Annotated in this window: 2 protein-coding genes; one reads left to right on the top strand and one right to left on the bottom strand. The window is 45.9% G+C overall.

Annotated elements, in window-relative coordinates; translation table 11 throughout:
* A partial coding sequence (locus BHV72_RS00050; protein WP_286853216.1) for a BT4734/BF3469 family protein occupies positions 1-1,470 on the bottom strand: 1,470 nt, incomplete at its 3' end.
* A 399-nt stretch (positions 1,471-1,869) separates the two neighbouring features.
* Between BHV72_RS00050 and BHV72_RS00055 the strand changes: the two genes are divergently transcribed.
* On the top strand, positions 1,870-2,478 hold the full coding sequence (locus BHV72_RS00055; protein ID WP_005682669.1) for an HU family DNA-binding protein: 609 nt from the start codon (positions 1,870-1,872) through the stop codon (positions 2,476-2,478).
* Positions 2,479-2,637: the final 159 nt, after the last annotated feature.

Genomic DNA, 2,637 nt, shown 5'->3' on the forward strand with positions numbered 1-2,637 from the left:
ATCCCGCTTCCGACTGAAATCAATGCTGTCCGTATAGTACGCCTGTAAAGCAGGAGGAAGAAGCATTCTGCAAAAAGTGGACTTCCGGTATGCCTGCGGGCCAATCAGCAAAGGCGAAGTACTGTTCGCATGTCTTTTATCCATCCCCATCCAATGGGCAGTCATGCTCAGGAACCATCGCCGGAACAACGGTGCCCAGTGCGGATTATCACAGGGAACGCGGTTAGCCAGTTCCAGAATCCGGTCTTTACCATCCCAGCGAGGCAAGTGGTACAAAAAATCCTCCACAGGATGATAGATAGGCACATGGTCGGAATCCAGATAACGGATGACATCCCTGTCCCACATTTTCACTCCTTCACACATGGCGTTCATCGTAATACTCGCCAATACCCGCTTGTCTACCGGGCGAAAATAGAAGTTGAAACTATGCCGTTCGCGATATTCCACCTCCGTGGTCAACGCATTGTATCGGAATTCATAACGACGCTTCATAAATTCATCCATCTGCATGGCGAAAAGCTGTTCGGCCGTCAAACTGCTCTTCTTTCCGAATCCTTTGGCAGTCCGGTATACACTTTTCACCGTTTCGCGAATCAGCAACTCGTCCGAAGGGAGCCTGTAATGCGCCTTCGTCCACCGCACAGTATCTTCTTCGGGAATACCCGCCCGGAAGCAATGCTCCGCCAGACACACCAGCAACGGTTGTATATCGTCTCCCTCCCGATATCCGTCCAGTTCCTCAAGTGCCCTGTTGAATGCAGCGGAGAAAAGCACCGACAACGCTTCATAGTTCTCATATCCGGGCACCATTCGTTGCAAAGGAGAATCGGTTTCCCGCGTTCGCCTGATGAAAGCCGTTTCGGAGGGAAGGCTGACGGGCTGCTTCATGTAAATGGGCATCGCTTCCGGATTGAAATAAAGTTCGGGATCGTACGTCAACCGACAATATTGTTCGAGCAACGGTTCTTTCAGTTCAATATCAAAAGGCAGTTGCGGCTGATAATATTTCACGGCCGTCTGATAAGCATGCGCATGAAAAAGCTCTACCTGCTCGCGTGAGACCGGCAAGCGATCGTCCGGATAAGTGAACCGTACCCATATTTTGACTGATTTACCGGAGGAGCCTGTGAAAGCGAGGAACGTTTGCGGAAACTCTTTGACTAATTCCTTTATCTCGTCGGCTTCCGTCCTTCCCGAAAGATGATTGACTTCCATCATCACTATGCCGTTATATTCGTTCAAAGTCATCACTCCTTCTTTACGGACAAAAGCTGCGGCAGGAATCACTTTGGGAACCTTACGCACCCCTTCAATCGAATTTCCCGGAAGAGTATATCTCAAAGCTTCCCTCATTTTGGAGACAGGTTGCGCCTTGACTTCCGTTTTCATCTGCTCCAGAAGGAGTTCTATTTTCAACGTCCGTAAGGTATTTACCTTGCCATCGTCTCTGACTAATGTTATTTTCATCTTTTTTTATTATTCATTCTAGTAAAAGGGAAAGCTGCACTATAACTATACAAAGATACAACAAGCACTTCGTCCAAACAAATTTCCGTATCTTTATTTGCCACATCATACGGCTTTATTTTACAGAAATAATACTTACTAAATTTGCAAATAAAGCCGGGATAATGTATCTTTGCAGGCAGTAAGACTTCAGCCCGCATACGTGTGCCGTACAGCCCATGTATGCGGGCTGTGCAGTTTACATTCGCGGGCTGTACAGCCCACAAATGTGTGCCCGAAAAAGGCAGCTGCTCCAAGCTGATTATTCAGGCAGCAGAGGTAGGTTATCTTACTGCAAAACAAGCATTAGAGCGCCTTTGAAAAGGCATTTCACCCACATTAACCAATAAAAGAAAAGAGATGTACGCAAAGTATGATTTTCGCAAAAAGCCGTCTTCAAAAGAAGATGAAGATAAACAGCCGTTGTATCCCCGCATCGTATCGAACGGGACTATCGACTTTCAACGCATTGTAAAAGAGATCGCCCAGGCTTCCAGTTTTACCCCGGCAGACATCGAAGGAGTTCAGCTGGCTATTGAAAATAAAATATCTGAATATTTAATCAGTGGTTATCACGTTCAATTGGGCGACCTCGGATATTTTTCAGCCAAGTTGAAAGCACGTCCGGTAATGGATGCCAAAGAGATACATGCGCAGTCCATCTATTTCGACAATGTAAATTTTCGTCCTTCATCTTCTTTCCGAAAGAAGGTTCGCGGATTTGTAGAAAAAGCGAAGTCGGGATTTGCACATTCTGCCGAAATTCCGGTGGAAGAACGTCGTCGCAGGTTGGAGAGATTTCTGGATGAACGTCCGATGATACGACGCAAGGAATATACGCAACTGACGGGACTCCTGAAGAACAAAGCGCTGAATGAGTTGAACGGTTGGGTGAAAGAAGGGGTACTCGACACCATTGGAAGCGGCAGCCATATAATTTATGTGCGGGCAAATACTGGGAAAGATTAAGCAATAAAAGCAGTAAAACAGGAATGACAGATGCTCATTTTTCATGAAGAAAGTATGATAGATACCGGAGTTCGGAATGATCTATCATACTTATTTATCAGGATACCAGCATATTAGCAAAAAGGATGAGAGTCATGAAAGTTATTTTTTGCCTTAAGA

Origin of the sequence: Bacteroides sp. 43_46, from assembly GCF_001915455.1 — a bacterium.
In the GTDB taxonomy this organism is placed as follows: Bacteria; Bacteroidota; Bacteroidia; order Bacteroidales; family Bacteroidaceae; genus Bacteroides; species Bacteroides caccae.